Source organism: Tardiphaga sp. P4_G1 (assembly GCF_056401215.1).
Genome location: NZ_JBFUJU010000009.1, coordinates 1 through 21,940, shown reverse-complemented (window position 1 = coordinate 21,940; position 21,940 = coordinate 1). Strand labels below are relative to the sequence as shown.

Genomic DNA, 21,940 nt, shown 5'->3' with positions numbered 1-21,940 from the left:
CGGTTACTTGTCGCTTATCTCCAGGGTGATGACCTCATTGGCGTCATCCTCTCCCTTCTGCGGAGCTTCCTGCCGTTCACGCCATTCGACCTTGCGGCGGTTCTTGAGCCAGAAGATGCAGGCGGTTGTGTCCGGCGGGACCACCCGCTTCACCATTATGATTTCAAGCCGTTCGGTTTCCTTGAGGCGCTTGCCGTCCTTGTACTCGACGGTCTTTAGCTTATGGGCTTGGGCCTCTTCGAACTCAAAGCCGAGAGCGCGTTGGTGCAGCCGGTCGGCCACGTCCATATCGGAAACAAGCTTGCCGTCTTTTAGGGCCTGACAAAACTCGGGATGGTCAATCTTCCAGCGGTTGATGGTCCGCTCATCTTTCTCGAAAAAGTCCGCAATTTCCGCATCCGTGGCACCAAGGCGGCAGAGCTTCGCGGCCTGGTCAGCAAACTCAGGGAGATAATCGGACGGACGTCCGGCCTTGCGGGCGGGCTTTACGTTCACTGCCTAATTATGCTCACAATAGGTAACCTTTGATCAAGCCGAATAGTCGGAGCGAGAATGACCATCTACCGCCTGACCAAGGAACAGCAATCTCGCTTTGGCGCTGAGCCAGAAATATATGCAGCGGTTCAAGTAGGAGTAATCGAGCACGAAACTCACAGCGAGGTGTGCCTTGTCGTGGGATGTCAGGTCGCTCTGGTATTTGACGACAAGCTGGACGCGGACTTGCGCGATTTTTGGGACAGTACCTGGGGAGCACTTCAGCCTGGAATCTCTACTCAAGCCCGCAGGCTGACAGTAATCAGTCTCTACGATAAATGGCTCAACCCGCCTTCACCGTTGCGCGCGGCCAAACTCAACCCACTGGATGTGGATCGTAGCAGCATCGCCCTAGCGATGATCCTGACAGGAAAGCCGATCCCACCTGCTCCTCCTACGCGGCCTGGCCTCCGACCGAGAACTACGACTACGCCGCCTCCAGCCTACGGTCATCTACCCTTCTCCGTTGTCACTCGTCATCGAGAGACCTTTTATCGCTACGAGCCATGGCCAACGAGCTTGAAGATAAACCGCGTGTCCGGGTCGTATGATAAGGACACATTTGCGAATCCATCGTCTGAACTAAGGATGAACCCGACGGGCTTTGCCGCTGTGGCCCGCAACGCATTGCCTAGCTTGTTTCCCGCAGTGTTCGTATGGAAGCTGGAACCGGACCCGGTGCGGGTCGCATGCGGCGCAGTTGTGCCAATGTTCGGTCAGGCAGGCGGAGGCGTCGAAGTGTGCTTTGTCTCTGGGGGACGCAATTCGAAGCCCATTGCCAAGCCGAAAGTCATAGAACCGCTTTAAAGGGACAAAGGGACCAGCCCGCTTTTAATGACCGGCATCCCATCCGGTCGCTTCGCCACTGATTTTCCGCTGTTCACCCGCTGATTATGCACACAAACCACGCAAGCTGATCAAGCAGTATCAGGATTAATTTCTCCGCTAATCATATTTTCTCGCCAAGCTTGTCACGAGCATGTTTGCTGGTAATTTATCTGAAGTTGAGGGGCAAAACATGACGGTTGCAGGCGGACCAAATTCCAATAACCCTCTTCGGGGAGCAGAATTCAGACCCGATTTTCGGGCTGATAGATACACACAGCCACCAGAAAAGCGGAATTGGGGCTTCGTCATAGCCGCAGCAATATCAGCCGGTGTTGGCGCACTGATTTTCGCCGGCTATTACTTCTACACAATTTCCGACATGTTCGATCCGAACAAGAGCTATTACCAGAGCATGGGAATATCACTACCACGCTCGTTTGAGTCGTACGGTCAGTCCTCTCGCTATCTCGCTCAATTGCGCCGTGAGCCCTGCGATTCGATTGCCTTTGATGGCCTTGTTAAAGCGATGGAGGCTGCGGGCTATCCGAGAGAAAGTGCGTTGGCGGCCGAGGCCTATCACCATGGCTGCGCCGCCTCAGAGACCATGCTGCAGTTAGCGCTCTCCGCCTACAATCGCATCGGTGACCATAAGGAAGCCATTCGCGTCGCTGACCTGTTAGTGCAAACAGACGCAGGGAGTCCGCACTATCGATTTTGGCGCGGGAATGCTTATGAGCTATCCAAAGAGTACAAACTGGCGTTGGCGGATTATAAAAGCACCCTTGAACTGTTCACCGATCTTTCGAACGTGGCCGGATCGCAATTCTACCAAGTGTCACTGATGTACGACAAGCTTGGCAAGCCGTGTGACGCTATAGCTCCGCTCGAAACTTTCATTTCCTACAACGTGAAAGAGCGTCAGACACAGCAAATCGCAAGGCTAATTTCGGATTACTCACAACGCGGGAAGTGTGCTGCGACTTACGCTACGGGCTCGGCGCGTGTCGTTATTCCGCCTTCGAATGTAGTCGAAGTAATAATTAACGGTGTCCGGGCGACTATGATTATCGATTCCGGAGCAAGCACTGTCTCAATGACGCCTGAAATGGCCGCCCGCGCTCGTATTACCCCTGACGCCACCGATTTGGTTGACGTCAAAACGGTGGGTGGCCGCATGAAGCAAGCGAGCGGTTATGCTCAAACGATTCGAGTGGGCGACGCGACCGCTGCCAACGTCCCGTTGTTGATCGCAATTGGAAGTACGGACACATTCGGCCCAGGTATCGACGGCTTGCTCGGTATGACCTATTTGTCTCGGTTCGACATGAAGCTTTCACCAGGCCTCTTTGAACTCAAACCGCGAACACGCATCTAAGCCGTGACAAGTTTGTGCCGCTGGCTCATGATCCCTGCACGCCCCCAAGGCGGATAGAAATCAATGAGAAGACCCTACAATGCTCATCTTCGTAATCGTAGTCGCCGCCGTGTTTGGCGTTGGCGCCATTAGCTTCGAGGCAGGCCAACGCAGCCCGGAGACCAAGAACATCTTCACTTCGATTGAAGAGAAGAACTAAGCCTAGAATGAACAAAGGCCCCGGTGTGGGGCCTTTTTGTTGAGGACGGCGRCAAGGACAAACGGCCAAAGCTGCTCCTGGCGCCCTCTCCTTAGCTCCGTTGCTGGACACGGTGGCCTTGTCCCAATCCAACCGCCCTTCGCTAGTTGGCTAGCCTATGCCGGGATGTCTACCTAGCCGATGGCCGTTTCCCGATATCGGACTTCCCCGTGCGGTGTGACCGCTTGGACGAGGCTCCACCATCTTGCTCACACCTAAGGGCGTACTGGCAACTATTTGGTGCTGGGGGATGATGCAGTGGTCGGCGCCGAAGGAAAGAATGTCTCTTTGAACTTCAGACCTCCGAACGTCAGAAGGCCGCCAATTATTGTGGAGACGATAATCATGCCAATCTGGTCGCTATTTCGTTCGACAAACCCACGCCTCTCAGACCGCCGCTCAAACCTGACGACGGAGTTCCTCATCAACCTAATGTAGCTCGCCCATATGAGCCACAATGCTGAAATGATCATGACTATGATCGCGACCAAATCCCAAGGGCTGCTCAGTTGGCCATTAAATCCAGAAAGAGAGAAAGCTAAAGCGCTTGCGAACGATCCAATCCAAATGCTGTATAACCGCCTGCCTTTTCTCTGGCAGCGCGCCACGATTGAATCTAGCTCGAGACGAAGATGGGCGGCTTTTTCGCCGCGGGTCACATAGAGAACTGACTCTTCCTTTTTAAAAGACACTTCCGCGGAGGGATAAGAGCATGTAATTGCGAGGCGCGTTTGTACCTTCTTGCCGAGCACCTCTTTTGCCTCGCTAAGTGACGCAAATTTGTAGTCGTCATTCGCGATGCTGACCTCTTTGCCAACGTTCTCCATGGCAGACACGATATCTTCTAGGTCTTCAAAATAGACGACCACAGGCCAGTAAGACCGGCGGAATGACTCTTCCCTCTTAATCCGCTCCATAAACCACCATCTCGCTTCTAGCCGCCCTGACTCATACCGACCGGGATACAGATCCCTGCATCTCTACGAGTGTAGCCAGACTTTCAGCAAGAATAGACCCGGCACGCCCAATGCAATCGCGGTCATGCACAGGATAGCCAGCCTCATCAGCTTGTAGCCCCTCTCCTGCCCGAAGTGAGTTGCGACAACGTCAGACCTCGACAACAGCGCGACGAGGCCGATGCCGAATTTTGGGCGCAAGTCTCCCGGCGCCTTCTCAGGCGTTAATTGAGTCATTGGTGGAATCCTTAGAAAAACTATTCCTCAGCCTCACCCGATGAGGCTTACCACTTGGGAAACGTGCGAGGTCTCTAACAGTTCTGATGAATACTATACTTCAGATAATAGGAAATTATCTAGAGCCACACGATCGTTCCGGATCTATCTGTAACCAACCATTTCAATGGCTTACGCAAACTGCGAATGGCTAGCGTTCTCAGTCCGGCCTAGACGACGGCGCTACATATTAAAATAAGACCCGGAGGTTTAAGTCTGGATCTAGGTTTAGGCCTAAACTCTAGAGGGGTTTAACCCTCGATCGGGAGCCTATTTTCTCGCTCTCCAAGTAGCGACCTTCACGCGAAACACCGGCCAGTAGTACAATGCACCCTGATCACGAATCAGGGCTCCCGACGCCGCGTCTAGACTTGATTTTCGGTCCCAGATTCCGCCGATTCGCGTTTTTGCCAGCCAACTGGATAGATTAAATCCTACAAATTACGCCCCGGCGACCGGGTTATCCCCGGCAGCAAATGTAAACTGTAAGTTTACTAGATGCGAGAAACCACTGCGGCACAGTCACTTCTCGAAAAGAACAAAAGCGGTAGCTTTGCCTGAGATTTGTTTTCGAGAATCTTCTTATCCGGCCCTTGTGGTGTAGTTCGAGTCCCATGTACGGTGCGGACAGTTACCTTGATTTGAGGAAGCCCTTTTCAGATGCCCAGTGAGTTCGATCCCGCCATCTCAGCCTTCGAGCGCCGCCGTGAGGAAGCGCTATCGACGGCTGCTGACTGCGAGCGGACGATCAACGCACTGTGCAAGGAGGCCGGGTATCCGCCGCGCTATGCCGAGAACACCATTAGTGCGGGTGCCAACAAGGTGACGCAGATCTCGGACGACACCTTCTACGGACAGAAGCAGACGCCCGCGATGCGCAGCTATCTGGAAATGCGCAAAGCGCAGAATTTGGGTCCAGCTACGCCACGCGAGATCTACGAAGCGCTAAAGGCGGGCGGTTACGTATTCGAGGCAAAAGACGCCGAGGTGGCGCTGGTCGGCATGCGTGCTCTGCTACGCACCCAGCCTAACGTCTTCCACCGGTTGCCGCAGGGCACTTGGGGACTGACGGCCTGGTACCCCGATGCAAAGAAGCCACTCGTGCTTCTGAAGCCACCAAAGAAAACGACGGCAGTCAAGAAACTGCCGTCGCTCAGAAAGCCAACGCTTCGGAAGGCCCCTTCCCCTGCAAAGCGAGGGAGCGTTCCAAAAAACCCGGAGAGAAAGGAGAAGCCTGATGTGGACCATCAGCCGGACGATACCGAATAGGTGACAGTTGTCACCCGATCCCGTACTGCCCCCCTCCATCAGGGGTAAGATCTGCAGCCCGCCCGGTGTCCATAGCCTGGTGGGCTGTAGTGCTTGTGAACGTAGTAATCCGTTCGCAGATTCTGGTCAACGCCGGTTGACGCATAGCGTTAGCGCGTGATGACCGTCACCAGCCAATAGATTACCGCGCCGACCGCGGAACCGCCCAACAACGCCCGCCGTCGCGTCAACACCGTGGCGAAGATGAGATAAGCCAGGCTTGGCCACTTTCCATATGCGCGCCGGAGCGCCGGCACATGGCTCAGTAAATCTCCGATCTGCTCACCCATCGCCGCCTCCATTCCGTTAGGAACATAATCGGAACGGATTGCGGCGGATTTATGAGGCTTATATTCTTACCTGACTATTTACAGGGAAATGCGTCGCCAACTGCCGAGACAACAATGAGACTGCCCGGCATGTGCCGTTTTTGAGGAAAGTCTGCGAGGTACTTACATGTGACATCGCGGAGCTGGCTAAGTCGGACACCGTCAGGCACGCAGAAGGGAACGATGACTTTTCGAAGCTGTGCCTTGCTCTCCGGGTTGGGCGCCCAGAAATCAGAGAGCACTGCGGATGCCCCACTCCTATCGTAGACCCCGGCAACATAGCCATCTACGCGAACGGGCATCTTCTGGCACATATCATGCAAATCATTGCCATCGAAGAAATCGGCGTGAGCTGGACCAGCGGCCAAGCACAGTGCGATCCAAATGTGCTTCATGATGCTTCCCCCGAAGCCACTCTAACGGGAAGCATGGTACGGCTCAACGTGCCCTATAGTCTTACTAAGAAAACGCCCACAGCCGTGACCGCGATCAGCCAGGCGGCCAACACTGCGATGGGGGCAATCCGTCGGCGCGGCGGATTAGAACTCTGCATGGGCCGAGATCACGGAAATGCAGGTTCGTTTGCGCTGCACACCCCTCAAGGAGCCGACGACCTTCATTACCTTGCCGAAGCCACAGGTGCCGCTCTGGACGTAGACCACGGCGAAGGGGTTCAGGGTGAGTGGTTCACGGGCGAGGATGGGTTGAGCCGACGCCTGCCCGGCCCACAGCAATACGATACCGGCAATGACCGCACGCATAACGCAACCCCATCACCCGACCACCGCATATAATACGTCTATTGGGATTTAGTTGCTTTGGGAAATCGTCGCACCGACCACGCGCATTTTTTTTGCAGTGCGCCGGACGTCCTGCAACGCGTAGACGTTGATTGGCCGGTCGCCGGGTATAGGCCATTTCTCCGTGCGCCATCCTTCAGTCTGCCAGAGCCTTTGTCCGAGATCCTCACCTACAGTCAGCAGGCGAATAGCCGTCTGGAAGGTGACGTAGACCTGCCCGTCGATGACAACACGCCCACTCGTCCTGAGGTACTGAGCATTTGCAAAAACCCGTTCAATCTCGGTCAGAGGCTTGAACGGGTCGTTCGAGAACGCGAACACTACCGTGCGCCCTTGCCCTCCCAGAACCGCTTATCTGCGCGGACTGCCGCCTGGCTGTACATGAATGGGCCGACCTTGCGATAGCCAGTCTTCATGCGCTTGAAGCCAGTTTTGGTGGACACCTCATCGATGATGTTGCCGAGCAGGCTCTTGCGCTGCCGGAAGATGCGGAATGCGGAGCCGCGCTTTACCTTGTCGAGCTGGCCGACGAAGTATTTGTTGGTCGTCTTAGACATGGGGGTTTTCTCCCTCTTGGTTGGTTTTTGTTGTTTGCGCTTAACACGCAAACCCATTTTGCTAGCGACACGCTCGACAATGTCATTGTGGGATACACTACGACTGGGGAGAAAAGTGCCGTCCGTGTGAAACACCTAAGAGAGATCTTCCGTATCGGAGAACTCCTTGTTGACCCATGGCCACTCTCTAGGTGGATACACCCCTTTGCTTGCGTTCCTTACGATTTCAACGATTTCGCCATTGCGATTCCGGTAGACACCAGGGCCAATAATCTTGAATGCACACACATCCCTCACTTTCTCTTGGTTGTTTTAAACAGCCCGGCATGTGCCGGGTGCTCTTCCATGAAGCGCAGCGCCATATAGGTCACGTACGCATTCGGAATTTTGAACGGCTTACCGGCCAGCAGGTCACGGCGCCGCCGCAGACACTCTGCGATGAACTTGGCACTGCCACGCTTGGTGTAGGCGGCTTCGTCAAACGCAGCCAGGACGAACGCGGCGTAGATTGTGGGGTGTTGCTCCATCCACAGTCGCGCCCGCTCAGCAACCGGCGCCTTTACAAGTTTGTAGGCCCGGTTGGCTGCGGCGCGGCTGGCGATGTCGTGAGGGCCGTCATTACCGATTTGGGGGCAACGGTCACTGGCGAAGAACGGTAGACGGTCGCGTGCCATTCATCGGGCGCTCCCATCGAAGCCTTGACCTTCGATGATTTCGCCGGTCTCGGGGTTCACGACATCGACCTTGCAGCTATCCTGAATGACCTGGACACAGTTAGTGCTGATGAAGATCCCCTTGGTAGGGATGGTGATGTCGCCAGCCGCCTTGGAGTAATTCAACTCAATGCTGTTGAAGTCCTCTTTTTTGGCGTTTGCACTCACTGCCGTGGACGAGATAATGGCGCCACGGTTGATTTCTTGTCCGATAGCAGAAAGTGCCTCCTCAACGACCGACTTCATGGCGCCTTCGACCAATTCCACGGTATCCTTCGTGCGTTGGTCAGTTTTGAGGTTTCCCACGTAACGGTCTTTTGCCGTTGTCGTCGCGCGGCTGACAAACTCCATCAGTTTCTCGCGCTGAGCTTCCGCCAACTCAAGTTGGACAGTCATGAAGCTCGCGTTTTTCAGCTCGGCGGTCAGTAGGGCTGTGATGTCTTCTGCGATTTGCCCGAGACGGTCGAGCCGAATGACAGACTCAAATACGCGCTGGGTCGCCTCTTTAACAACCTTGTTGATGGAGGGATCTACGATGTTCGCAACGGCCGGAGCCTCATTGCAGATGTTTGGTTTTTTCAATTCCCTCGCTTTCTATTGATTGACGATTGCATGGGCGATGCATGCGCCCATTCCAAACCAGCCAAGCATCAAGCCCGCTGCGATAGTAAGTGTGAGTTTCATGGTCGTTATCTCCTGTTGTTGAAGCCAAGCTGACACGGCTTTTATTCCTTGTAAAGATATTTTCTGCTTTACAGGAATATTTCCTCATGCGAATCTGAGAACACAACAGGAGACAAACAATGAGTAGGGGTAAACGAGACTACGAAGACCACTGTATACGCATGGACGGACTGGACGAGTGGCTGGACGAACGCCACCCAGAGCCGACAAGCGAGGAGTTGGAGACTGAATTTCAGCGCTTTATCGAAATCACCAATAGAAAGAGAGGTTCATGAAACCACAAAAGTCAGCAGGCAATTTCAAACCAGTTCCGGAAGGCCCGCATCCGGCCGTCCTCTACTCCCTTATCGACCTTGGCACCCAGCAAGGCACTTATCAGGGCAAGCCCGCCAATCCCAAACGCAAGATTGCGATGCGCTTCGAGCTGCACGGCGAGGACACTAAGCTTGATGATGGACGTCCTATGTCCATTGGAAAGACGTTCACCCTCAGCTCCAGTGCTAAGGGCAACCTGCGCCCTTTCATGGAGAGCTGGCGCGGCAAAGCGTTCAGCGATGAAGAATTCGAAGCTTTCGACCTTCAGAATATGCTGGGCAAGCCTGCAATCCTCACCATCGTTGAAGACGGCGAGTACCGGGTTATCAATGGAATCAGCCGCTTGATTGCAGGCATGCAGGCACCAACCCTGACGAACAAGCAGGTCTATCTTAGCCTAGACCCCGGCGAGTTCGATGCCACGGTGTTTGATGGCCTGAGCGACAAGACAAAGGAAACCATCGGTCAGTCGCCTGAATTCCAGGCGCTTAATGGAAACGCAATCGACGGCGCGCTGGGTAGCGCTGGCGGGGCTGCTCCCTTCGACGACGAAATCCCGTTCTAGTGGCTGCTCCCATCGCCATGGAGAAGGCCGACCAAGACATGCTCATCGCTGCACATCAGCTTGAGCATGACACGTACCTTGCCTGGAAACGCGCGGCCCAAAAGCTGCGCGATATCCAGGAAGAGGTGCGCGACCGATATGCGAAAAAACAGGAAGGTCGGTAAGTGGCTGACAAAAAACGAACCGGCGTGTTCATCAATACCAAGAACAGGCCTGACTTAATTGAGATTATCGAGAAATTGAAGGCCGAGACCGGCATCGTGTTCACTGCCGACCTTGTTTATCAAGCGCTGCGGCGCTGGTGGAAGGATATAAAGATTTCTGGCACGCACTAATATGGTAATTCACGAATAGGATTTCTGGATTTCGGAAGCACAGTATTTGGTCGGTAGTCTTTGAAGAATTTGGTCCAGAAGCCGACAATCTGCTGAACCACGTCGATAGCTTCAAGCCACCACGTTTCATTTACTTTCACATCCAGAACGTACCTTTCGTGTCGCTTTCCTTCGGTATCGAACTGAGTAAAAACTGAGGGAGGCGTCGTTTTCGCGAGCTTCGGAGCAAAATGCTTACTACCGTTAGCGATGTCCTGCACGATTGAGAAATATGGCTCAGACCTATCTACCCACGACAGGAACGAGGCCTTGTCTTTTATTCCAAGCGCGGCCCATGTGTCGTAATCTGTTTGTAGCCAATCACCCCATATCCACTCAGCCATATGATATGCTGAGAGAATACAATTGATAGCATGCCTGGGGGAGCCAGACTGTTCGTAAAAATCGTCGTAGTCTTCAAGCATTTTGCCGTAAAAGGCGATGGAATTTTCAATGCCGAACATACAGGCTACTCGATAGACGTTCCCGCGACGCATGACCTATGCGCTCGAACGTAATCCGTCGTCGAAAAGAGCGCAATCAAGTGCGTAGGCCCCAGCCCAAGCGGCATCTGCCTCGTCTTCTTTAAGATCGGCCCCCCATCTGGCTTTAGCCGCAGCCTGCATATCCGGCTTTTTTGCGTTGCCTTTGCCGGTCGCGTGGATCTTCAATCGAGCGAGATGGATCGCCGACCACGGGAGCCCCGCCAACTCGCAGGCGAGTACGGCAGCTCCAAGCATGGGTAAGAGGGCTTTGACGCTTGAGAACTGCCCAGAGAACGGCTCCTCAATGCACACCCCGACGCAATCCGGTCCCGCAAAGCGATTGATGATGCCGGCGACGCCGACCGTGCGACTGCCGATGTTGCTTTCAAGCCGAATTGTCTGGGCATCAAGACCTCCATCCGTGAATACTCTGGCAACCCCCAGAGTCGTCCCCAGATCCAAGCCGAGAATAAATTTACGGCCCAATCACGGCGGCTTCGCTTGGTTTTCCAACAATGATGAGTGGAAGCTTCCGGCCCTTGGCCGAAACTAATGCGTTGACCTTCTCAGTCAGGCTCACAGGGATTCGAACAGTAACCGTAGGCTCACCGTGGCGACCGCTGCCAGCTGGACGGCCAGCGCGGCGGCGAGTTCCGCCTCTAGTCGCTGGTCGTGCGTGTCTGTCCACCATTGACCGATTCTGCTCTGCATATCTGATCCTGGCAATACGCTCTTGATGATCGGGTGCGCATCCGCTTCGTTACGGCATGCGCGTGCTTTCAATGACGATTGCGGCGGCGACGGTTGTGGCGCTTATAGCGACCGCAATTTTTTTGCTGTCAGTGGCCTGGCTCTAAATATCACAAGAGCAATAAGGGCAAGCCAAGCACCAGCAGGAAAATGACGAGGACGCCAAGTCCCAAGTTGTCGTCGCCTTTTACTTCTTTTGCAGCCGTCGGTTCGACCGTCGACATTTCTCGGCCTGACAATAAGCCAGCCACTTATCGACGAGCCATCCAACGCCCGTCTGCTGGCGCCTGAGATATATTTGATTTCCACCCATCACCATCGTCATGACCCTTCTACGAGGCCGCTTGAAGCGTGCGCGCTTCGAGAGCTTCCAAGTATTGAGTAATGGCTCTGTTTGAGAGCAGCAGGCGGCTCCTTACCCCCTGCCCGATCATGGTTTCAACCGAGCGGAGTAGAATGTGCGAGCAGAACTCTGCGTCCTCGATCTCGCCTGCCCGTTCCAGATAATCCCATGCAATCTGAATCGCCTCTTCCATGAGGACAGCGAGGTGAACCAGTTGGCCAGGGTTGTTTCTCATGCCTATTCAAACGGCACAAATTGGATTCGTTCCGCCCAAACGGGGAACACACGATTAAACCGGAGGTTACGAACATATAGATGAAAGGACAGACCATGAGCGCCGAGAAAACAAACCCGCCAAGCGATGACGACCGCGATAAGCAGGACTGGGGTAAGCAATCACAGAGTAACGAGCCCTGGAAACAGAACGCTCAGAATACCACTGACCCGAGCCTGCCTGATACGCCAAAGCCGGACTTGGAGAAGTGGAAAGACACCAACACTCACTGATCAACAAAAAAGCCCGCCGCACCGGAGGACTCCAATGCGACGGGCCGTTTCGAAGCCACGTTGGGGTGCAGCCTCGCTGATGGAATGTGTGGTTATTAGAAACGTTCCGCGACACGAACTTCCGCTTGCTGAGCAGCAGCAATCTTAGCGTCCCGCTCTCTCTTGGCTTCGCGCACACCCTTGAAGGTAACGCCGATCTTGCGGCCCATAACCCTGACCGACGCCGTGTTGCGGTTCAGTGCTGCCGCCACTCGTACAGGAGAAGCCCCCGCCTCTGCCATGGATTTCAATTTGGCGAGCTGGTCCTCAGACCATGCAACCTTGTTCGTCATCTTTCGCACCTGAAATGAAAGCATAACGCCAACGCTGTCAGCGGGTTCCCTAGTAGGGCGGGCGCCTCATCAGCTCAGGCAAGCGCGAGATGCCCTTAGCAATCCGCCGGGCCTCGTCACGTGACAGGGACTCGTTGGCGTATTGGTAGTTACGAGCGTGAAGGTCTTCCCTGTGCAGGACGACGCAGATCATGAAGCCATTGGCATCCTTCACGCGGAAGCAGTCCCTATCTTCTTCCGCCACCCAAGGCGCCGGAAACCGCCGGAGGTTGTCCATCACATCCTGCGATGGTCTGGTACGCCCCGGATGGCTTTGCCGTTGGGATAGGTCCGCTGCTTCAGCCGCTCCTCGCCGTTCAGCCGGTCGCGCTCCTGGCAAAGCCCATCGACCTTGTCCTGCATCCGCTCCAGAAGGGCGACGGCAGACGTGCTACTGATGCCGGCCTTCTGAAGGGATGAGATGTCTTTCTGCTGCCGCTTGATCTGCACACGCATGCGCGCGATCTCGGCCTTGATGTGGTCGAGTCCCATGAGCCCATTCCTGATGATGGCCGATAGAACAAAAAGAGAACGCTGGAGTCAACCAGAATCCCAAGGGACTGAAGGCGCATTACTTAAGGGGCAAAAGTTTTGGTGGTTTCGGTGCTCTGCAGGTGTAAATTCGCGCAATGCCCGAGACACAGCAATGCTTCCGAACACCGACCATATTACCCGCCCGGACTGCGCAAAATGCTCGACGCGCACTTATTTGATGCGACGGTCGCCAATGGCTGCGGGCGCTGAACTCAGGACATTTGAGTGCCCAAACTGTGGAGAGATCGTCGAACAGGTAGCAAGGCCACCGATTGAGACTCCCTCTCCATGGCCGGAGCGCTAGCCCATGTTCTCGAATGTCCGCATCGCAGTGACGATGTTCTTGCCGAGATAGGGCTTAGGGATAAACAGCGCATTGGCCGGAATTGTCATCGGCCTCTCCTTGCCGGTCGTGATGATGATATGGACCGGCGGCCACCGGTCGCGAACGGCGGCAGCGAGCTTCAGCCCGTTCATGGAGCCGGGCATATCGATATCCGTGAAGACGAGATGGACGTCCTGGCGTGCTTCGAGGACCGCAATGGCCTAATCAGCAGAGCCAACCTGGATAACTTCAAAGCCCGCGTCCATCAGCTCTTCGCTGACGAAATCCCGGATGAGGACTTCGTCCTCGACAATCAACACTGTTGGCATCGGGCCTCCCGGGGTGGGCGAATAACAGGCCACTTCTGCTAGGATTGAAGTACCCGATAGCAAATTCGTTCCGTAATCATTTGGGAGGGTTCAAACTCGAATTCCGCCACCCCTTGGAGCGCTCATCCACTTCATCTTTTATCTTTTTGCCGGAGCCTTCCGACTTCCCTCCGGACTTTTCGGTGGGGCCTTTTTCGGACTGGTTGTTCAGGGCATCGTCTCGTCTCGTGGACATGACACACCTCCAGTTTTTCAGCCCAAATAATGCGGTTCCCAAGCAAGAGTTCCGCGGGCCAACTAGCCTGCCAACCTCATCAGTTCACGTTTGCGTTCTAGGACGTGGTGACCACAGGCTTGGCGGACGCTGCGAACAAACTCCGCCACGCTCGGCTCCTTTGCCTCCCCCAATATCGACCAACGGACGGCCTTGGACACCGCGTAGATCGGGAAGTCACCTACAGCCTCACACCATACCTTGAGGTTCATCTTGACGTTCTCCTCGCCCCCAAATGTCCTCCATTTGTGCCCGGTCAGCAGCGTTTGAATGAGATCCATCAGCTCCGGCATGTTGTCCCGGCTGGGTTTGGTGGTTTGCGCCAGCACCCATACCGATTGCTTGAGGCCCTCCTGCAGCTCGGGTGTGATCGCCGGTGGGGCAATCGGTGAAAGCAGCCTGCCCTCGAAGTCCTTCGGGGCACTGTCCAGTGAGTTCAGCCAGTGCTGCACGCTTGGCGGAAGCCATGACGTCACGGCTGCCAGTGCCGCCTTGTCCGGTTGCTGCTGAACGAGGAGCAGAGCTTCTTGCGGCGAACTTGGTCGCGTTACGGCACCAGGTGTCCCAGCAGAGGTCAAGGCGTGTGTGCTTGGAGCGCATGCTGATGTGGTGATTACGGAAGCGTGCCCACTCGTCATCGATGTTGGCGAGGACGCCGGCTCGTCGTCGGAGTTCGTCAGGGATTTCGGTAAGGTCTTCGAGAAGGACTGCAATACTTGTGAGAGGCGTTGATCCACGCTTGGGGACTTTCGTTGATTGGGGAGATACAGAGGGGCTTACTGTGTCTGTTTTGATAAGATCAGTATTACTAGTAGTGGATTTGCCGTCGCCGGTTAAACCGTCGACGGTTTTCCAGTCAGTGGTAAGCATCATCCGATAGATGGTACCAACGAACATGCCACCTTGGCGTGGTCGGCACTTCTGAACCCATCCACGGACAAGCAATTCCCTCATTGCTGCGCGCAACGCGTCACGGCCTTCCGTCGATTCCGTAAGAAGCGCGGCTTCGTGAAAGATCCATCCGTCAGGTTTGGAGAACATGAGGCCGTAAAGACCTTTTGCCCGCAGGCTTATTGATTTGTCGCGCAAAAGCGCGTTGCAGACCATCGTGAAATCTGCCGTAGGCTTCTCTAATTGAAAATTTGTGCCGTCATCCACTGCACCTTCTTTCTGTTAGTTGTCGATGCACCGGCAGTAAACGACGGGCCGATGAGGTGCATGTCACCGGCCTTGAATGAATCATGCGGGCAACAATCGTATACCTCAACAGATTTCTCTTAGACCTGATCGTGTTTCCGACGTAGCTCCTCGACAGCCGCCATACCGGCAGAGACCATTCCGCCGAACGTGTACTCACCCGCGTTCACGCGCTTAAGTATTTTCTTGGCGATGAAGCAGCGGTTCTTGTGATTGTCCAGCTCGCGCGGCAAGACCTCGCACGCTTTGGTAAGGGCCATTTCCATTTCCAGAATGGCTCGGTTGCCAAAGGCGTCAACAACCAACGGCGGTGCTACGGTAACTCGGGAGAACACCTCTTCCATAGACATGACGACCTCCTTCTTTTCTCAAATATATCGCAGCCGTTGTTTTGGTTCCGCGCGCGCTCACGCGACTTGTGATGCAGCGCAATGTCCGTTGCGGTATACGATTATCTGAATCAGCATGAGGTCTCACTCACACAGCGAGACACCTCAAATGATTGAACGCATCAGCTTTCAGCTTGCGAATAACCGTGGGCGATACACTCACTTCATCCATTGCGACGGCACAGTGGCCAGCCTCTATCCTCTCGAAACCATCCATGAAGCCCGCGTCGGCATCATGTGCGAGAAGGAGTTTCCCACCGAGGCGCAGTACGACGCGGCGGAGGAGCTTGCCAGCTTCGCGGTTGGCATCAATCCCCACATCATCGTCACCTTCGATGAAGGGACATCACCCTTCCCGGCGCGCTTTCCGCCGGACCATCCGGCAAACGCATTGTTGGAAACGAAATGAAAAAGCCGCCCTGTGACGGGGCGGCTTTTGCTTACGCTCGTTCTCGCTGACATTTAGCGAGGGGGATACCCAAATCCTGGGCTCTTCGCTTGATGATGCTGATAGGTCGCTTCAACTTCACGGTCATCAACGTCAGGCTCTTACCTGCGTCCGCCATCGAGCGGAGCATCTGTTCTTCCTCCGCGGTCCAATGAGGAAAGCGGGTGATGGTCGTAGGCATGGCAATGCGTCTCTAAAGCCAATGAGACAGGGCTATGGGCGCTCTAGGCGTCGCTTCTGGGAGTACCCAATAGATGATGTCCAATGGTCGGTTTGCAAGTTAGCGCACGGTGTTTTTCCATGCCCCCGCCCGCTTCCTGAACCAATTAATCTCTGACATGCTGCCCACGGTTGTTAACTGAAGCGTGCGCCGAAAATGATCGCCGGCGTGCAGGACAAGGGGCGACTATGAGTGGCTTCCCCGTCATACTCGGTACAACGATACTGACGCTGTCCATAGCGTCGGAGGTTAAAGCGGAGTATTTAACCGGTTCCGATAGGGACGACTTTATAAAGGGCGCGGTCGCCTCCTGTATGCGGGGCAAGGTCAGTCAGCCTACCTTAAATCGCCTTCCTGACATTATCGTCCTACATTACTGCGAGTGTTATTCCGAAGGCATCGCGCAGACGCTTCCGATCACCGAGATACGGAAAGAGAAATCTGCCGCAGTCGACGCCGCCGTCGAAAGAGAAGCCACGCGGTGCTTTGACGCCATGAAAGCCGAGGCGCTGCAGATGCAAAAGTCTGGCAAGCTCCCGAAACGATAAGCCCGGCTGCGGCTCCCCAGGCCCACCTTATCGGCCACACGCTATGCGAGTCGGGGACAACCCCAGATTCGTTGTGCCCCGGATTCGCGTGACTCACCTTGCGGGATTCCGGGGGTGGCACATGTTCTATTGCTCGATTTATCTCGGCGCAGGAAAGACCCGCATTCTCTCCAGCAATCAATGGGACAAATTGCGAAAGGACGTTACCGCCATCCTCAAGAAGCATCCCGAATTGAAATGGGGCGCGCTGCGAGACGATGACGGCATGTATGTCGGGCGGTTTCGCAAAGGGATAAGCGGTTTCCCAAAAAATCAGCCGACCAAGTATCTTCCCATGAATGACCTGTTCAAACGTCCTCCTAAGTAGCGCGGTAGTCCTCAAGCTTGAGGCCGCTTTCCGCCATCTCTGTTTTCAACCAGGTTGGCTCCGCACCTCTGCCCGCCCATGTTTTCGTGGTGTCCTTCCGTGAGCGATACTTTACCGCAGCGGGCGGCTTCTTGGCTGCATCCCCCGGCCGGAAGCCAAGTTGGCGGATCTCTGCCTCCAGCTCCATCCGTCGAGCGTCCTTAGCCGCGCTGAACGCAGCGGTGATGTGCTGATAGGTGGAAGTCTGCTGTTCGAGGGGAAGAGCTTTAAATGCTGTGATGATATCTGTGGTGGCCATGCGCCCTCCTGTTGAAGGCAGCATAGTTTTGGCGGGCTGCCGTTCAACACGCGTGTCAGGGCATTAGGAGGCAATCAAAATCAGTGTCCGTCCCAAAAGCCCCACATCAGCAGCCCGAACATCACCAGGATGATGAGGAGGCTGCCAAGGATCACCCTCCCGACCACTTCCCAGCCGCGCACGCCGTTTTGTCTTGCTTTGACCGCGTAGAGTATCAGCAGGGCAAATAGCGGAAAGCAGATGTACAGTATCATTCAACGCTATGGGTTTGAGGCTTGCGTGAGTGTGTCTACACGGTGCTTGTCAGGGTTCACATGCTGTGAGAGATTCCGGTGTCCTTACACAGGGACCGGGGTGCCTGCCACTTTCCTAGACAGCTAGTTGGCCGCACCCCATTTATTTTTCCGATTTCGGTTGACGGCTATTATTCCTAGGCACATGATTCAGTGGTCTAGGAAAGCCAAATCAAATGAACAATAATTCTGCACACCGCGCCGCAATGGCAAAAGCCATCAGCGTCGGCGCCAAAACCTTCAATGCCGAAGTTTACAAGTCGATGCGCAATCCCGCCTATGCGGCGGACTTTGGCGTTCGCGAATGGCCGGAGCAATTGACGCCCGAGAACGTGGCTTCATGGATTGTTGCCAACGTCAGCTACAGCACACCTTGGGAGGCGCATGCCATCCTCAAGGCCATGGTTTTCGAGAACAACGCATAAGAGAAAGAGAGGATTTGGAAAACGTACAAGCCACCACGCCTTGGGATGATTGCAAGGTTGCCTTCGACATCTTCATTCACGACGAAGCAATTTGGCGCGCCGCGAAGAGTTGGACTCTTCCGCGTGGTTGGGAGCTTAACGGCACTGAGATGAACGGGGCCTGTGGCTACGTAGCCGTCTTTCGCATAGTCGGACTTCCGGCCATAGCCGATGGAGAGACCGTAAAGTCACTCCTAAATGGCGCTATCGCCAAAGCAGAGGGCCGATAGTATGAATCACCTTCAAGATATTCGCGACGCCTTCGAGGTATTCCGCAAGACCAATATCGGGCACTTGTCTGGTAAGGAGCTGACTGCTTTTGCAAAGTTGGACGCCGTCATCGGCGCAGCTCAAACGATGACCGATATCAACGACCGCGCAGAAGCCCAGCCTATCCCCCGCATGCAGGCAGAGGGAAGGTTAGCTGAGATGCCCAAGGACGGAAGCCCGTTCCTTGCTGAGGTTCAGGATTGGTATCACAAAGAGACGCGCTTGCAGCTTCTCAAGCTCAGTATCAACGGCGACTATTGGGACACTGCTTACACAGGCGACCAGACATTCAATCGCGAAGACATATTACGATGCTGGAGGCTGGATGCCCTCACCGCTCCCAAAGCTGCCACATCATCTGGAAGCCAAGCGAAACGGTAGCCCCTTCAAGCAGTGGCCGCAGCAACCGAAGTTCTCCGGCCGTTCGGTTTGGGCAAAAGCCAATGCCTCGAAACCATCATCAAATCCGCGACGCTCTGCACTGGATGATTGCGCATCCGGTTTGCTCCCGATGAAGGAGCAAGTGGACAGGTGAACGGTTGCAATCTTGTTTATGCGGTTTGAAACGGTGGTGTACTTCATAGGCGCCTCCAGTGCTGAGGCATCCCAAGTGACGCATATCCGCGCCGCCGTCTATGTTCAAAATGTAGTTCAGTGACAGCCTGTCGCAGTCAAACGCGCCGCTTGCTCACCGCCGCCACGATAATCACAATGAGGATGGTGGCGCCGATGGCCCACAACCCTTCAGCGCTGATACTCGCGCCCAGAAAACTCACTGATAACTTATCCGACATGGCACAGGTTCTCCGTGGCGAGAAACGGCATCTCGCAAGGTTGACAGGGAGCCTGGGGAGAGCGGACAATCTCGCTGTTCGGGCGGAGATATCCAGATTCTCTTCCAGGCGGTCGGGCGGCGTTTGTCAGAACGTCGCCCGATATTTTTTATAGAGTGCCGCGGTCGTGCGACACGCCGATTCCCGGATTATACCCGGAAAAAGTATCGCAGGCCCATGTGGGCAATTCGGCCCCCGTTATTCACACCACCAGAAATCAATGACTTAGGCTGTGAATTAGCGTGGATAACCTCGGGCTCGTCGATTTTGGCCTGTGAACAACGGTCGCCGCGCCGGATCTTTGGTGTCCACTCGTAGTTCTCCCGTGGCGCGAAACGACATCGCGCACCATCGCTGATGTTTTGATAGTTAGACTGTAGCGGCGCTGGGCAAATCATTTGCCGCCAATGACTTAAGGCTTACAGCGGAAATGATTTCTCGCAACGGAATCATTTTTCAGGTGCCTCGCAAATGCCTCGCTTGTGCGGCCCCGATGGTGTCGTGATTTTCTTGGCGATACGTCAAGATTTTGAATCAACGCGCAGAATCGCAACGTGACGGTGCCGTTTCAAATTCGATCCAGCGAAAAAAGAAATTCATAATTCATTTACGAAACACGCTTCCAAGCCCCTGTTTTCAGGCAGCTATTTATCGCTATGCCGATAAGTGATTAGAGCCGCGCGTTTTTTTCTGCGCGTTGAGTCAGGGGTAACCCGAGCCCATGGACTCGCAGTTGCGACATGGCGCTGTTGCTTTTTCAGAATCGCGAAAGGTTGAGCGACGATGCGGATTGAACAGAACGAGCCGGCCTCTGCCGCGTTGCTGTGACGAAGAGATCACACGCCATCCGATGACTTGACGGATTCCCGCGACGCAGATTCCATCGCCTTCAACGATGGGGGCGAACATGCGCGATGACCGGCTTTTGCTGGATTACTTCAGCAACACAGACACCAATCCGATTGCGCATCAGGAGAAGTGGTGGGTGACGGGAGCCGTCATTCTTATTGTCGGGCAGCTTGCCTTTGGCGCCGCCGTCATCTGGTTTTTGTAAGCCCCTCCGTTTCGGCTGGAGCCCGGCCCCATCTTGCAGTCAGACCGCGCGCGCCTATTTAGGAATCTCTGACGGTCGAGCCTCCTGGGCTCCCGGCGCGAAAGGCCTTGCTGACCMCCTCAGCAGGGCCTTTTGCCTATCCCTGAACGTTCAGACTTTACTAACCATGATTTTAGTCTCTGCCGACGCAGCGGAACGGAACCATTTGCCTCAAATTGTATTGGCAAATGGGGGAACACCAATGACCGACATCATTAGTTTGCGCGATAAGGCAGAGAGAGCCGACCGGCTTGCTCGCGCAGTGGGCGACAACCTGACTATTGACCGACTGAAGACCCTGTCTGCCGAGTATCGGCAAAGGGCAGACCAGCTTTCCATCACGCCGGAAACGGCGCTCGCAATCGAGCCGGTTCTCGGCAAAGCCAACTAATTTATCGGACGCCCGTCCGCCTTCGGCGAACCTCCCCACGGCCACCCGCCCTAAGACGTCAGCAGGCCGCTTGGAGACACTTTGGCATCGTCGAGAGAGCGGAGACTGGGATGGGCACCCGTCGCCCAGCCGTAAGGCCATTTCGTCGCAGGCATGAACCTTTCCTGAAATCCTGCGTCTACCTAGCGTGGGTGATCCCCGAGCCCACATCTCCTAGACAGTAGAAAGCCCCGTTTCCCCGACGGGGCTTTCGCTTTCTAAGGTCACCTCACGCTTCGCTTGCTTCGCATTTCAGGCATACAAATTTGCCGGTGCGTGCGTCGAAGCTCATTGGACGCCGACAGCGGGCGCACTCTGGAAGAGGATGTCTTGGCATTTGCGCCATTCCTGGTGTGTGAGGGACAGTTGAGGGACACCTCAAATATTACCGTTCGCTAAGTCCTTGATAGGATGGTGCCGGTTGAGAGGATTGAACTCCCGACCTTCGGTTTACAAAACCGCTGCTCTACCGCTGAGCTAAACCGGCAATAAGATCAATGGGTTAATTTATTTCCCAAGATCGAAATGGGACGTCCGGACCAGTCGCCTGCCCGCGTCGCGCAGTCAGATATCAGAGTTGTCCGGCAAGGGCTACTCCCGCGCGCGCCAAACCGGCGCATGCGCTTACAGCCACGCGTAAAGCAGCAGCAGATTGACCGCACAGGCGGCCATCAGGGCGACCGTGAGTGCCACCTGCACCCCGTCGCTGCGGATATTGTCGATCATTCTCATCGCCCGATAACCATCAAGCGATTCTGGCAAGGGAGTCTCGAACCTTATTTTCCCCGGGATTCAGGACTCGTTTACTTTCGATTCCTGGTGCGGGGGGCAGCGGAGAGCTCGACTGTCTACTGCCCCGCGCTCGTCATTCCGGGGCGTGCGTCGCCGGCGAAGCCCGGCATAGCGCGAACCCGGAATCCCGACATGTTTGGCGTGGTCGGAGACTCTCATGCTGGGATTCCGGGTTCGCCTGCGCGAAGGCGCGCAGCCGCCCCGGAATGACAGTGTGGGGCGCACGGAAGCGGCGGAGCCGCTGAAGTGCGAACCCGGAATCCCGGAGTGCTTGGCTTGACGGAGACTCCAACGTTGAGATTCCTGTATCTGGCGATCTGTCACGCGCATAGTGACGGCAGGCGGAGATAGCCCGTTAGATTCCAGGCCCAATCGGCCGTAACCCGGCATGGGCATCTCGCCTGTTTTGTCTGATCGAACAGTCGCAAGGGCACTCCGGTTGCCCGCATACAGGTCTGATCCCATGACAGCTCAAGCGCTTGCAGTCGCAGCCGGCATCGATGTCGGCCAGCGTTTTCTCGATATCGG

Annotated in this window: 36 protein-coding genes and 1 tRNA gene; 15 read left to right on the top strand and 22 right to left on the bottom strand. The window is 55.2% G+C overall.

Annotation, left to right across the window (positions count from 1 at the left end; translation table 11 throughout):
* Nucleotides 1-3 precede the first annotated feature (3 nt).
* Complete coding sequence (locus AC1DUY_RS21485; protein ID WP_478116891.1) at nucleotides 4-495, bottom strand: helix-turn-helix domain-containing protein; 492 nt, start codon at nucleotides 493-495, stop codon at nucleotides 4-6.
* 57 nt (nucleotides 496-552) lie between these two features.
* On the opposite strand from AC1DUY_RS21485, the gene AC1DUY_RS21480 reads away from it, so the two are divergent.
* Together AC1DUY_RS21480 and AC1DUY_RS21475 are read left to right on the top strand one after the other, a co-directional pair.
* Nucleotides 553-1,341 carry a hypothetical protein gene (locus AC1DUY_RS21480; RefSeq protein WP_478116889.1) on the top strand — a complete coding sequence of 263 codons (789 nt, stop codon included), beginning with the start codon at nucleotides 553-555 and terminating at the stop codon, nucleotides 1,339-1,341.
* A gap of 172 nt (nucleotides 1,342-1,513) precedes the next feature.
* Nucleotides 1,514-2,737: an aspartyl protease family protein gene (locus AC1DUY_RS21475; RefSeq protein WP_478116887.1), complete on the top strand. Its 1,224-nt coding sequence runs from the start codon at nucleotides 1,514-1,516 to the stop codon at nucleotides 2,735-2,737.
* 471 nt (nucleotides 2,738-3,208) lie between these two features.
* Here the strand turns inward: AC1DUY_RS21475 and AC1DUY_RS21470 are convergent, their stop codons facing one another.
* Together AC1DUY_RS21470 and AC1DUY_RS21465 are read right to left on the bottom strand one after the other, a co-directional pair.
* On the bottom strand, nucleotides 3,209-3,892 hold the full coding sequence (locus tag AC1DUY_RS21470) for a hypothetical protein (protein WP_478116885.1): 684 nt from the start codon (nucleotides 3,890-3,892) through the stop codon (nucleotides 3,209-3,211).
* Nucleotides 3,893-3,955: 63 nt separating this feature from the next.
* Entirely contained in the window at nucleotides 3,956-4,168 is a 213-nt protein-coding gene (locus AC1DUY_RS21465; protein ID WP_478116883.1) for a hypothetical protein, read from the bottom strand.
* A gap of 699 nt (nucleotides 4,169-4,867) precedes the next feature.
* On the opposite strand from AC1DUY_RS21465, the gene AC1DUY_RS21460 reads away from it, so the two are divergent.
* Complete coding sequence (locus AC1DUY_RS21460; protein WP_478116881.1) at nucleotides 4,868-5,476, top strand: hypothetical protein; 609 nt, start codon at nucleotides 4,868-4,870, stop codon at nucleotides 5,474-5,476.
* Between the two features lie 149 nt (nucleotides 5,477-5,625).
* Here the strand turns inward: AC1DUY_RS21460 and AC1DUY_RS21455 are convergent, their stop codons facing one another.
* Nucleotides 5,626-5,805, bottom strand: a complete 180-nt coding sequence (locus AC1DUY_RS21455; protein ID WP_478116879.1) for a hypothetical protein — start codon at nucleotides 5,803-5,805, stop codon at nucleotides 5,626-5,628.
* A gap of 74 nt (nucleotides 5,806-5,879) precedes the next feature.
* On the bottom strand, nucleotides 5,880-6,146 hold the full coding sequence (locus tag AC1DUY_RS21450; RefSeq protein ID WP_478117257.1) for a Rap1a/Tai family immunity protein: 267 nt from the start codon (nucleotides 6,144-6,146) through the stop codon (nucleotides 5,880-5,882).
* 15 nt (nucleotides 6,147-6,161) lie between these two features.
* Between AC1DUY_RS21450 and AC1DUY_RS21445 the strand changes: the two genes are divergently transcribed.
* Nucleotides 6,162-6,638 (top strand): hypothetical protein, encoded by a 477-nt coding sequence (locus AC1DUY_RS21445; protein ID WP_478117272.1) that lies wholly within the window; start codon nucleotides 6,162-6,164, stop codon nucleotides 6,636-6,638.
* Nucleotides 6,639-6,653: 15 nt separating this feature from the next.
* Here AC1DUY_RS21445 and AC1DUY_RS21440 read toward each other — a convergent pair whose 3' ends face one another.
* The 4 genes from AC1DUY_RS21440 to AC1DUY_RS21425 form a co-directional block, all read right to left on the bottom strand.
* Nucleotides 6,654-6,965, bottom strand: coding sequence for a hypothetical protein (locus AC1DUY_RS21440; RefSeq protein WP_478116877.1), 312 nt, complete (start codon nucleotides 6,963-6,965; stop codon nucleotides 6,654-6,656).
* Nucleotides 6,965-7,201, bottom strand: a complete 237-nt coding sequence (locus AC1DUY_RS21435) for a hypothetical protein (RefSeq protein ID WP_478116875.1) — start codon at nucleotides 7,199-7,201, stop codon at nucleotides 6,965-6,967. The genes AC1DUY_RS21440 and AC1DUY_RS21435 overlap by 1 nt, the downstream gene beginning before the upstream one ends.
* Nucleotides 7,202-7,494: 293 nt before the next feature.
* A complete protein-coding gene (locus tag AC1DUY_RS21430) occupies nucleotides 7,495-7,875 on the bottom strand; it encodes a hypothetical protein (RefSeq protein WP_478116873.1) in 381 nt (126 codons plus the stop codon).
* Entirely contained in the window at nucleotides 7,876-8,496 is a 621-nt protein-coding gene (locus AC1DUY_RS21425) for a hypothetical protein (RefSeq protein ID WP_478116872.1), read from the bottom strand.
* Between the two features lie 373 nt (nucleotides 8,497-8,869).
* Here AC1DUY_RS21425 and AC1DUY_RS21420 point away from each other — a divergent pair, with 373 nt between their 5' ends.
* Genes AC1DUY_RS21420 through AC1DUY_RS21410 form a run of 3 tightly spaced genes read left to right on the top strand, consistent with a single transcriptional unit; the run spans nucleotide 8,870 to nucleotide 9,813 of the window.
* Nucleotides 8,870-9,478 (top strand): phage replication initiation protein, NGO0469 family, encoded by a 609-nt coding sequence (locus tag AC1DUY_RS21420; RefSeq protein WP_478116870.1) that lies wholly within the window; start codon nucleotides 8,870-8,872, stop codon nucleotides 9,476-9,478.
* Nucleotides 9,478-9,642, top strand: coding sequence for a hypothetical protein (locus AC1DUY_RS21415; protein ID WP_478116868.1), 165 nt, complete (start codon nucleotides 9,478-9,480; stop codon nucleotides 9,640-9,642). Before AC1DUY_RS21420 ends, AC1DUY_RS21415 begins: the two co-directional genes overlap by 1 nt.
* Complete coding sequence (locus AC1DUY_RS21410) at nucleotides 9,643-9,813, top strand: hypothetical protein (protein WP_478116866.1); 171 nt, start codon at nucleotides 9,643-9,645, stop codon at nucleotides 9,811-9,813.
* Here the strand turns inward: AC1DUY_RS21410 and AC1DUY_RS21405 are convergent.
* From AC1DUY_RS21405 to AC1DUY_RS21395, 3 genes are all read right to left on the bottom strand, one after another.
* Nucleotides 9,810-10,316, bottom strand: coding sequence for a hypothetical protein (locus tag AC1DUY_RS21405; RefSeq protein ID WP_478116864.1), 507 nt, complete (start codon nucleotides 10,314-10,316; stop codon nucleotides 9,810-9,812). The genes AC1DUY_RS21410 and AC1DUY_RS21405 overlap by 4 nt on opposite strands.
* A gap of 36 nt (nucleotides 10,317-10,352) precedes the next feature.
* Nucleotides 10,353-10,823 carry a hypothetical protein gene (locus tag AC1DUY_RS21400; protein ID WP_478116862.1) on the bottom strand — a complete coding sequence of 157 codons (471 nt, stop codon included), beginning with the start codon at nucleotides 10,821-10,823 and terminating at the stop codon, nucleotides 10,353-10,355.
* 596 nt (nucleotides 10,824-11,419) lie between these two features.
* Nucleotides 11,420-11,665, bottom strand: coding sequence for a hypothetical protein (locus AC1DUY_RS21395; protein WP_478116860.1), 246 nt, complete (start codon nucleotides 11,663-11,665; stop codon nucleotides 11,420-11,422).
* A 95-nt stretch (nucleotides 11,666-11,760) separates the two neighbouring features.
* Between AC1DUY_RS21395 and AC1DUY_RS21390 the strand changes: the two genes are divergently transcribed.
* Nucleotides 11,761-11,937 (top strand): hypothetical protein, encoded by a 177-nt coding sequence (locus AC1DUY_RS21390; RefSeq protein ID WP_439071669.1) that lies wholly within the window; start codon nucleotides 11,761-11,763, stop codon nucleotides 11,935-11,937.
* A gap of 95 nt (nucleotides 11,938-12,032) precedes the next feature.
* Here the strand turns inward: AC1DUY_RS21390 and AC1DUY_RS21385 are convergent, their stop codons facing one another.
* From AC1DUY_RS21385 to AC1DUY_RS21365, 5 genes are all read right to left on the bottom strand, one after another.
* Nucleotides 12,033-12,269: a hypothetical protein gene (locus AC1DUY_RS21385; protein ID WP_478116858.1), complete on the bottom strand. Its 237-nt coding sequence runs from the start codon at nucleotides 12,267-12,269 to the stop codon at nucleotides 12,033-12,035.
* 276 nt (nucleotides 12,270-12,545) lie between these two features.
* Entirely contained in the window at nucleotides 12,546-12,800 is a 255-nt protein-coding gene (locus AC1DUY_RS21380; RefSeq protein WP_478116856.1) for a hypothetical protein, read from the bottom strand.
* A 342-nt stretch (nucleotides 12,801-13,142) separates the two neighbouring features.
* Nucleotides 13,143-13,385 carry a response regulator gene (locus AC1DUY_RS21375; RefSeq protein ID WP_478117255.1) on the bottom strand — a complete coding sequence of 81 codons (243 nt, stop codon included), beginning with the start codon at nucleotides 13,383-13,385 and terminating at the stop codon, nucleotides 13,143-13,145.
* Nucleotides 13,386-13,793: 408 nt separating this feature from the next.
* Nucleotides 13,794-14,348, bottom strand: a complete 555-nt coding sequence (locus AC1DUY_RS21370; protein WP_478116854.1) for a hypothetical protein — start codon at nucleotides 14,346-14,348, stop codon at nucleotides 13,794-13,796.
* 699 nt (nucleotides 14,349-15,047) lie between these two features.
* Complete coding sequence (locus tag AC1DUY_RS21365) at nucleotides 15,048-15,317, bottom strand: hypothetical protein (protein WP_478116852.1); 270 nt, start codon at nucleotides 15,315-15,317, stop codon at nucleotides 15,048-15,050.
* 148 nt (nucleotides 15,318-15,465) lie between these two features.
* Here AC1DUY_RS21365 and AC1DUY_RS21360 point away from each other — a divergent pair, with 148 nt between their 5' ends.
* From AC1DUY_RS21360 to AC1DUY_RS21350, 3 genes are all read left to right on the top strand, one after another.
* Nucleotides 15,466-15,765: a hypothetical protein gene (locus AC1DUY_RS21360; RefSeq protein WP_478116850.1), complete on the top strand. Its 300-nt coding sequence runs from the start codon at nucleotides 15,466-15,468 to the stop codon at nucleotides 15,763-15,765.
* Between the two features lie 447 nt (nucleotides 15,766-16,212).
* Nucleotides 16,213-16,572 (top strand): hypothetical protein, encoded by a 360-nt coding sequence (locus AC1DUY_RS21355; RefSeq protein ID WP_478116848.1) that lies wholly within the window; start codon nucleotides 16,213-16,215, stop codon nucleotides 16,570-16,572.
* A 121-nt stretch (nucleotides 16,573-16,693) separates the two neighbouring features.
* Nucleotides 16,694-16,939, top strand: coding sequence for a hypothetical protein (locus AC1DUY_RS21350; protein WP_478116846.1), 246 nt, complete (start codon nucleotides 16,694-16,696; stop codon nucleotides 16,937-16,939).
* On the opposite strand, the gene AC1DUY_RS21345 is transcribed toward AC1DUY_RS21350, so the two are convergent.
* Together AC1DUY_RS21345 and AC1DUY_RS21340 are read right to left on the bottom strand one after the other, a co-directional pair.
* Nucleotides 16,932-17,237: an H-NS family nucleoid-associated regulatory protein gene (locus AC1DUY_RS21345; RefSeq protein WP_478116844.1), complete on the bottom strand. Its 306-nt coding sequence runs from the start codon at nucleotides 17,235-17,237 to the stop codon at nucleotides 16,932-16,934. The genes AC1DUY_RS21350 and AC1DUY_RS21345 overlap by 8 nt on opposite strands.
* Before the next feature lie 80 nt (nucleotides 17,238-17,317).
* The gene (locus tag AC1DUY_RS21340) at nucleotides 17,318-17,491 is read right to left on the bottom strand and encodes a hypothetical protein (protein ID WP_478116842.1); all 174 of its coding nucleotides are present in this window, start codon (nucleotides 17,489-17,491) and stop codon (nucleotides 17,318-17,320) included.
* Between the two features lie 215 nt (nucleotides 17,492-17,706).
* Between AC1DUY_RS21340 and AC1DUY_RS21335 the strand changes: the two genes are divergently transcribed.
* Both AC1DUY_RS21335 and AC1DUY_RS21330 read left to right on the top strand, forming a co-directional pair.
* A complete protein-coding gene (locus tag AC1DUY_RS21335; RefSeq protein WP_478116840.1) occupies nucleotides 17,707-17,955 on the top strand; it encodes a hypothetical protein in 249 nt (82 codons plus the stop codon).
* Between the two features lie 270 nt (nucleotides 17,956-18,225).
* Nucleotides 18,226-18,645 carry a hypothetical protein gene (locus tag AC1DUY_RS21330; RefSeq protein ID WP_478116838.1) on the top strand — a complete coding sequence of 140 codons (420 nt, stop codon included), beginning with the start codon at nucleotides 18,226-18,228 and terminating at the stop codon, nucleotides 18,643-18,645.
* Here AC1DUY_RS21330 and AC1DUY_RS21325 read toward each other — a convergent pair.
* A complete protein-coding gene (locus AC1DUY_RS21325) occupies nucleotides 18,619-18,846 on the bottom strand; it encodes a hypothetical protein (protein WP_478116836.1) in 228 nt (75 codons plus the stop codon). The two genes, AC1DUY_RS21330 and AC1DUY_RS21325, sit on opposite strands and share 27 nt — an antisense overlap.
* A gap of 89 nt (nucleotides 18,847-18,935) precedes the next feature.
* Nucleotides 18,936-19,058: a hypothetical protein gene (locus AC1DUY_RS21320; RefSeq protein ID WP_478116834.1), complete on the bottom strand. Its 123-nt coding sequence runs from the start codon at nucleotides 19,056-19,058 to the stop codon at nucleotides 18,936-18,938.
* Nucleotides 19,059-20,004: 946 nt separating this feature from the next.
* On the opposite strand from AC1DUY_RS21320, the gene AC1DUY_RS21315 reads away from it, so the two are divergent.
* Together AC1DUY_RS21315 and AC1DUY_RS21310 are read left to right on the top strand one after the other, a co-directional pair.
* Nucleotides 20,005-20,151, top strand: a complete 147-nt coding sequence (locus tag AC1DUY_RS21315; RefSeq protein ID WP_478116832.1) for a hypothetical protein — start codon at nucleotides 20,005-20,007, stop codon at nucleotides 20,149-20,151.
* A 241-nt stretch (nucleotides 20,152-20,392) separates the two neighbouring features.
* The gene (locus AC1DUY_RS21310; protein WP_478116830.1) at nucleotides 20,393-20,581 is read left to right on the top strand and encodes a hypothetical protein; all 189 of its coding nucleotides are present in this window, start codon (nucleotides 20,393-20,395) and stop codon (nucleotides 20,579-20,581) included.
* A gap of 451 nt (nucleotides 20,582-21,032) precedes the next feature.
* On the opposite strand, the gene AC1DUY_RS21305 is transcribed toward AC1DUY_RS21310, so the two are convergent.
* Nucleotides 21,033-21,107 (bottom strand) — tRNA-Thr (locus AC1DUY_RS21305).
* Nucleotides 21,108-21,940: the final 833 nt, after the last annotated feature.